Annotated in this window: 5 protein-coding genes and 3 pseudogenes; 5 read left to right on the top strand and 3 right to left on the bottom strand. The window is 71.3% G+C overall.

The genetic code is table 11. From position 1 onward, the window contains the following. Nucleotides 1-34 precede the first annotated feature (34 nt). The 3 pseudogenes from IF78_RS0120490 to IF78_RS49165 form a co-directional block, all read left to right on the top strand. Nucleotides 35-886, top strand: a pseudogene (locus IF78_RS0120490) (ABC transporter ATP-binding protein); the annotation flags it as partial. Continuing rightward, nucleotides 883-1,584 (top strand): annotated as a pseudogene (locus IF78_RS49160) (ABC transporter permease); the annotation flags it as partial. The pseudogenes IF78_RS0120490 and IF78_RS49160, both read left to right, overlap by 4 nt. Next, nucleotides 1,579-2,079 (top strand): annotated as a pseudogene (locus IF78_RS49165) (response regulator transcription factor); the annotation flags it as partial. The pseudogenes IF78_RS49160 and IF78_RS49165, both read left to right, overlap by 6 nt. Before the next feature lie 108 nt (nt 2,080-2,187). Here IF78_RS49165 and IF78_RS0120500 read toward each other — a convergent pair. Continuing rightward, the gene (locus tag IF78_RS0120500; RefSeq protein WP_031483903.1) at nt 2,188-3,039 is read right to left on the bottom strand and encodes a transglutaminase family protein; all 852 of its coding nucleotides are present in this window, start codon (nt 3,037-3,039) and stop codon (nt 2,188-2,190) included. A 39-nt stretch (nt 3,040-3,078) separates the two neighbouring features. Further along, entirely contained in the window at nt 3,079-4,071 is a 993-nt protein-coding gene (locus IF78_RS0120505) for a GNAT family N-acetyltransferase (protein WP_031483905.1), read from the bottom strand. A 140-nt stretch (nt 4,072-4,211) separates the two neighbouring features. Here IF78_RS0120505 and fdxA point away from each other — a divergent pair, with 140 nt between their 5' ends. Together fdxA and IF78_RS0120515 are read left to right on the top strand one after the other, a co-directional pair. After that, the gene (gene fdxA, locus IF78_RS0120510; protein ID WP_030929316.1) at nt 4,212-4,532 is read left to right on the top strand and encodes a ferredoxin; all 321 of its coding nucleotides are present in this window, start codon (nt 4,212-4,214) and stop codon (nt 4,530-4,532) included. A 145-nt stretch (nt 4,533-4,677) separates the two neighbouring features. After that, nucleotides 4,678-5,772 carry a bifunctional succinyldiaminopimelate transaminase/glutamate-prephenate aminotransferase gene (locus IF78_RS0120515; RefSeq protein WP_031483907.1) on the top strand — a complete coding sequence of 365 codons (1,095 nt, stop codon included), beginning with the start codon at nt 4,678-4,680 and terminating at the stop codon, nt 5,770-5,772. Nucleotides 5,773-6,016: 244 nt separating this feature from the next. Here IF78_RS0120515 and IF78_RS0120520 read toward each other — a convergent pair whose 3' ends face one another. Next, nucleotides 6,017-6,493: a hypothetical protein gene (locus IF78_RS0120520; protein WP_031483909.1), complete on the bottom strand. Its 477-nt coding sequence runs from the start codon at nt 6,491-6,493 to the stop codon at nt 6,017-6,019. Between the last annotated feature and the right edge of the window lie 586 nt (nt 6,494-7,079).

Raw genomic sequence — 7,079 nt, forward strand, 5'->3', positions numbered from 1 at the left:
ATTCGACCAGGTGAGCAAGGCATACGGCGACGTCCGGGCCGTGGACGGCCTGAGTCTGACCCTGCACCCGGGGGAGACCGTCGCCCTGCTCGGCCCCAACGGCGCCGGCAAGTCGACCACGCTCGATCTGCTGCTCGGCCTCAAGCGACCCGACAGCGGGACGGTCCGCGTCTTCGGTACCGGGCCGCGCGAGGCCATCGTCGCCGGACGCGTGGGAGCGATGCTGCAGAGCGGCGGGCTGATGGACGAGGTGACCGTCGCGGAGCTGGTGCGCCTCGCCTGCGATCTGCACCCACGGCCGTACCAGGTGTCCGACGTCCTGGCCCGCGCCGGGATCGCGCAGATCGCCGACCGCAAGGTCGACAAGCTCTCCGGCGGCCAGGCCCAGCGCGTCCGCTTCGCCCTCGCCACGGCCGGTGACAGTGACCTGATCGTCCTGGACGAGCCGACCACCGGCATGGACGTCACCACCCGCCAGGCCTTCTGGGCCACCATGCGCGAACAGGCCGACCAGGGCCGTACGGTCCTCTTCGCCACGCACTACCTGGAAGAAGCCGACGCCATCGCCGACCGGGTGCTGGTGCTGCACCGGGGCAGGCTCCTGGCCGACGGCACGGCGGCCGAGATCAAGGCCAAGGCAGGCGCCCGGAGGATCTCCTTCGACCTGGACGACCCGGAGATCGACGAGCCGACCCTGCGCGCCCTCCCCTTCCTCAGCACGATCGCCGTCTCCGGCCGCACCGTCCGCATCCAGTCCACCGACGCCGACGCCACCGTCCACGCCCTCTACGGCCTCGGCGTGTACCCCCGCAACCTCGAAGTCGCCAGGCTCGGTCTGGAGCAGGCCTTCGTCGCCATCACCGAGGCCGAGGAGGCCCGCTCGTGAACAGCCTCGTCAAGCTGGAACTCACCCGCGCCCTGCGCAACCGCAAGTTCATGTTCTTCTCGGTGATCTACCCCTCGGTGATCTTCCTGCTCGCCTCGAACCAGAATGGGACCGACGGCAAGGTCGCCGGCACCCAGCTGACCGTCGCGGCGTACGTCATGGTCTCCATGGCCTCCTTCGGCGCCCTGACCGCCGTGCTGATGGGCAACAGCGAGCGCATCGCCAAGGAGCGGGAGAACGGCTGGGTACGGCAGCTGCGGCTCACCACGCTGCCCGGGCGCGGCTATGTCCTGGCCAAGACGGCAGGTGCCGCCGTCGTCAGCCTGCCGTCCATCGTGGTCGTCTTCCTGGTCGCCGCCGTCGTCAAGGACGTACGTCTGGACGCCTGGCAGTGGCTCGCCCTCACCGCCGCGATCTGGGCCGGCAGCCTGGTCTTCGCCGCGCTCGGCGTGGCCATCGGCTACCTCGCCTCCGGGGACGCGGTCCGCCCCATCACGATGATCATCTACTTCGCCCTGTCGCTCCTCGGCGGCCTGTGGTTCCCGTCCTCGGGTTTCCCGGCCTGGCTGCAGGACATCGCCGAGTGGCTGCCCACGCACGCGTACGCTGCCCTGGGGCGGGCCATCGAGCAGAGCCAGGCCCCGCGGGCCCAGGACATCGCCATCCTCGTCGCCTTCTTCGTCCTGTTCACCGGCGGCGAGGTGCTGGCGGCGCCCCGCGAGCACGACGTGGACGTGGCGCTCCTCGACATCGAGATGCCGGGCGCGACGGGCATCGAGGCGGCGGCGCTGCTGCACGCGGAACTGCCGGCCGTGAAGCTGGTCATCCTCACGACCTTCGGCCGCCCCGGCTACCTCCGCAGCGCGATGGAGGCGGGCGCCGACGCCTTCCTGGTCAAGGACGCGCCCGCGGCCCAACTGGCAGAAGCGGTACGAAAGGTACTGGCGGGCGAACGGGTCATCGACCCCACCCTGGCGGCAGCGGCCCTGGCGGAGGGCGCCAACCCTCTGACGGACCGCGAGCGAGAGGTCCTGCGAGCAGCGGAGGACGGCTCCACGAACGCCGAACTGGCGGCGGCCCTGCACCTGTCCCAGGGAACGGTCCGCAACTACTTGTCGACGGCGATCCAGAAACTGGCGGTACGGAACAGGGCGGAGGCGGCCAGGAGCGCACGGGAAAAGGGCTGGCTGTAAGTCGCCGGCCAAGCGCAACGCCCCCAGGGGCGCGGGGAACTGCGCGATCAGCCAGGAAGCACCCGCACTCGCACAACCACACAAGCCCCTACGGCGAACCGGCGAAGATCAGTTGAGCATCGCCCGAGCCGCCCGAGCCTGCCCCCGCACCCGCTCCGCCGCGGCAGCATCAACCGCACTGATCAATTCCGCGTACCCCTCCAACTCCACGGCCCCCTCGACGAACTCCCCCCTCTGCACCAGCAACTGCCCCCGCTCGAACCGCAACCGAGCCGGATGCGACGGCAGCAACAGCGACAACTCCACCGCCCACAGGGCCACATCCGTCCGCTCGGGCCGGGTGGCGGCCCAGGCCCGCACGTTGTTCAGGATCCGCAGCACCACATCCAGCGGATCGGCCGGCGTCAGCATCGACGGATGCAGCGGCGCCCCCGTGGCCCCCGCCACCAGTAGTTCCGCATCGCCCCCCGTCAGCACGCGCCCCCCGTCGAACGGATCGGCGAGCACCTGCTCGTCCGTCGGTCCGAAACCCACCACGAAGTGCCCGGGCAGCGCGACACCGTACACAGGCGCCCCCGCCCGCCGAGCGACCTCCATCCACACCACCGACAGCAGGATCGGCAGCCCACGCCGCCGCCGAAGCACCTCGTGCAGCAAGGACGACTCCAGCCGCTGATAGTCCGCGGCGGAGCCGCGAAACCCGTACCGCTCCCCGAGCAGCTCCCGCAGCGCGACCGCCCACGCCCGCGGCCCCCCGGGCCGGAACGGCAGCTGCCCCGCCAGCCCGTCCAGCTCCACCTGCACCGCGTCCATGCCCGCCTCGTCCAGCGCCCCGTCCGCCTCGGCCCCCACCAGCAGACACAGCATGGACAGATCGGGCCGCTCGGACCGCGCCTCTTCGGCGAACCGCCGCCGCAGCTCGGCGGAGCGCTCGGGTGAGGGGGGATAGGGGGTACGCATAGCTGGCTCGTGCCCTTTCACGGCGATCCGTACCGCTGCTCAGAGTGATCGATAGTGGTGGTACACGTGATGCGCGGCGAACCCCAGCCCGGCGTACAACCCCCGCGCCCCCGCGTTCTCCGTCTCGACCTGCAGCCACGCAGCCGAGGCCCCCTCGTCCAGGGCCCGCCGGGCCAGCGCCGCCATCACCCGGGTGGCCAGGCCCTGCCGCCGCAGCGCCGGATCCACCTCCACGGCGGCGAACCCGGCCCACCGCCCGTCCACGACACACCTCCCGATCGCGGCGGGCGCGTCACCCGCGGCGCCGGGCACGGTCGCGAACCACACGGACGGCCCGCTCGCCAGCACCTTCAGGGCCACCTCGCTCACCCCCTTGCGCTGATACCGCCCGAGCCAAGCCTCGTCCGCCTCCCGGGACAGCACCACCCCGGCGTCCTCGGCCCGGTCGGCGACCGGTGCCAGCGCCCCGATCCACATCTCCGCAGAAACCTCCCGGACCCACCCCAGCCGATCCAGCTCCGCGCACAACAGCTCCTGCGTGCCGGCGGCGCCGGTCGCCGTCTGGACGTACGCGGGGAGCCCACGGTCGCCGTACCAGCGCCGTACGGCATCGAGGGCGGCCGGCAGGGGCAGCCCGGGGTCGCCCAGCGGCAGTGCCGAGTTGGCCCGGCGGGTGAACCCGGAGGCGGCCCGCAGCTCCCACTCGCCGAGCCGCTCGCTCTCGAGCGGCCGCCACGCGCGCGTGGCGACGTGCGCGAGCTCCTCGTAGGAGGCGGCGGGCCCCCGGCGCCGGGCCGGGGCGGCGGGCACCACCTTGCCCGCGACCAGCGACGATTCCGGAATGCGGACGGTCTCGCCGCTCTTCCGTGTGATCAGCAGCACACCGTCGTCCCATGATGCGAGAACACCCACCGTGTCGGTGAACTTCTCACCCTCGGCCGCAGGATCGTTCAGGCGGCGCACGGAGACCCGTTTACCCACGTCAGCAGCGGTGACACGGACCTCAAGGCGCCCCGTCGCAGAGATTTCCACAGGTCAGTTCACCCCTCCTGTTCGGATCATGCCCAAGAACGGAGATACTAGGGGCGGGCATCGACGACGCCGCGCTCCCGCGCGCCAGGCGGCGGAGCCTGAGGAGGCCCGCCAGCGCCCTATCGAGGAGGAACGACAGCGTGACCTACGTCATCGCGCAGCCTTGTGTCGACGTCAAGGACAAGGCGTGCATCGAGGAGTGCCCGGTCGACTGCATCTACGAGGGCCAGCGGTCCTTGTACATCCACCCGGACGAATGCGTCGACTGCGGAGCCTGTGAGCCGGTATGCCCGGTCGAGGCGATCTTCTACGAGGACGACACTCCGGAGGAGTGGAAGGACTACTACAAGGCGAACGTCGAGTTCTTCGACGAGCTCGGCTCCCCCGGCGGCGCCAGCAAGCTGGGCCTGATCGAGCGGGACCACCCCTTCATCGCCGCGCTGCCGCCGCAGGCCGAGTAATCCCCACCGGCGACCCGCACAGCGTGCCGCCTCGGTCCCGTACGGCCTGATCACCGTGATCGTCCCGATCGCCTTGATCGCCGTACGGGACCGAGGCGTTGCCGTATCCGGCAGAACCGGCAGTACCAGAAAGTGAGCCAGATCCGTGTCCGCAGTCTCCGACCGCCTTCCGACCTTTCCCTGGGACAAGCTGGAGCCGTACAAGAAGACGGCCGCCGCGCACCCGGACGGCATCGTCGACCTCTCCGTCGGCACACCGGTCGACCCGGTGCCCGAGCTGATCCAGAAGGCCCTGATCGACGCGGCGGACTCCCCGGGCTATCCGACGGTCTGGGGCACTCCGGCGCTGCGTGACGCGATCACGGGCTGGGTGGAGCGCCGCCTGGGCGCCCGCGAGGTCACCCACCGCCACGTCCTGCCCATCGTCGGCTCCAAGGAACTGGTCGCCTGGCTCCCCACGCAGCTGGGCCTGGGCCCCGGTGACAAGGTGGCCTACCCGCGGCTTGCCTACCCGACGTACGAGGTGGGTGCCCGCCTCGCCCGCGCCGAGTACGAGGTCTACGATGACCCGACCGAGCTGGACCCGCGGGGCCTGAAGCTGCTGTGGCTGAACTCCCCGTCGAACCCCACGGGCAAGGTCCTCTCCAAGCCGGAACTGACCCGGATCGTCGCCTGGGCCCGTGAGCACGGCGTCCTGCTCTTCTCCGACGAGTGCTACCTGGAGCTGGGCTGGGAGGCCGACCCGGTCTCGGTCCTGCACCCGGACGTGAACGGCGGCTCGTACGAGGGCATCGTCGCGGTCCACTCCCTCTCCAAGCGCTCGAACCTGGCCGGCTACCGCGCCGCGTTCCTGGCCGGCGACCCGGCGGTCCTCGCGCCCCTTCTGGAGATCCGCAAGCACGGCGGCATGATGACCTCGGCGCCGACCCAGGCGGCGGTGATCGCGGCCCTCGGCGACGACGAACACGTCCGCGTCCAGCGCGACCGCTACGCCTCCCGCCGTGCCTCCCTCCGCGAGGCCCTGGAACGCCACGGCTTCCGCATCGAGCACAGCGAGGCCAGCCTCTACCTCTGGGCCACGAAGGACGAGTCCTGCTGGACCACGGTCGCCCACCTCGCCGACCTCGGCATCCTGGTGGCCCCGGGCGACTTCTACGGCGAGGCGGGCGCCCGTCACGTCCGGGTGGCGTTCACGGCGACGGACGAGAGGGTGGCACAGGCGGTCCGGCGCCTGGCATAACCTGCCGTGCCGCTGCGGCGGCGCTGTGCCTGTTACCGCTGTGAGCAGTCGTTCCGCAGGGCGATGGGGGTCCCCCCGCTCGAGCGAAGTCGAGAGTGGGGGAGGGTGGGCACAGCCTCCAGCGCCGGGCACCGCCCGAACACGCCCCGGCCCCTGCCGACGTACCGACGCGGGCACAGAAAAACCGACGGGGCCCAGGAACTCCCGGAACCCCGTCGGCTCAACGTCGGCCCAACCCAGGCGGTTAGCCGATCGGCAGAGCCTGCACCGGCAGCGACCCGGTCTTCGGCACGCCACCCTCCGCGGCCGCACCGGCCGTGTCACCGAGGACGGTCCCGACCGATCCGGCCAGGCCACCCGCGGTCTCCTGCGCCGCGGGCGTCGCCTTCTTCGCGACCTTGCTGCCGGCCTTGGCGGCGGTCGGCACCGCCTTCTTCGCGGTCTTGCCGCCGGTCTTGGTCACCTTGTCGCCGGCCTTCGTCGCGGTCGGCAGCGCCTTGTCGACGGCCGTGTCGACGGCGCCGCTCGCGATCCCGGTGGCGTTCTGAGCCGCACCGTCGACGACGCTCGTGCTGTCGACGGCGGTCAGCCCGCCGACCTTGGAGGCGTCGGGCAGTTCGGGGGCCGCGCTGGCGGAGCCGGCCGCACCGACCCCGGCAGCCGCTCCCGCAGCGACGAGCAGCGCGGCACGGGCGATCCGGCGGGTCAGGGGGAGGGACATGATGCTCCTTCGACGGGTAAGTCGGATGAGAACGATGAAGTGTCCGACCACACCCGGTAGTTGACCGACTGGCTGTTGATCTCCGGGCTCGGACGCAGTGACTACCGCTCGAAGCCCCCGAAGGTTGCGGCGCCGCAACGTAAAGAGTTGGCAATGCGTCGCATAATCGCCTGCGGATAAAAACGGTCAAATCGCGTCCCGCCGGAAAGCCTGCCGAATCCTTACAGCCCTTTGTTCTCAAGGCCTTTGGCAGATACGAGGCTGACCGCGCGAAATCCCGCGCACGCCGCCGCCGTTCGACGCCCCGGGTAACCCGTGCGGGTGGATCCCCGAACGGCTGCGCGTGCCAGGCCCTGTCGTCAAATTCCCGCCTGCCCGGCGACGCCTGGCACGCCCTCCCCCAGAGGGGGGACCCCCAGCTGGGTTGCCGAACCGCCCACGTGGCTCCTCCCCCACGCGCGAACCGAGCTTCGCTCGGTTCGCGCGTGGGCACCCCCATCGAGGGCGGCTCCGGCGCCTTGCGATCGCACGCACCAGACGCCGCCGGGCCCGCCCTTCGGGCGGACGACGGGAATTTGACGACAGG

Source organism: Streptomyces bicolor (assembly GCF_000719285.1).
GTDB classification, from domain to species: domain Bacteria; phylum Actinomycetota; class Actinomycetes; order Streptomycetales; family Streptomycetaceae; genus Streptomyces; species Streptomyces bicolor.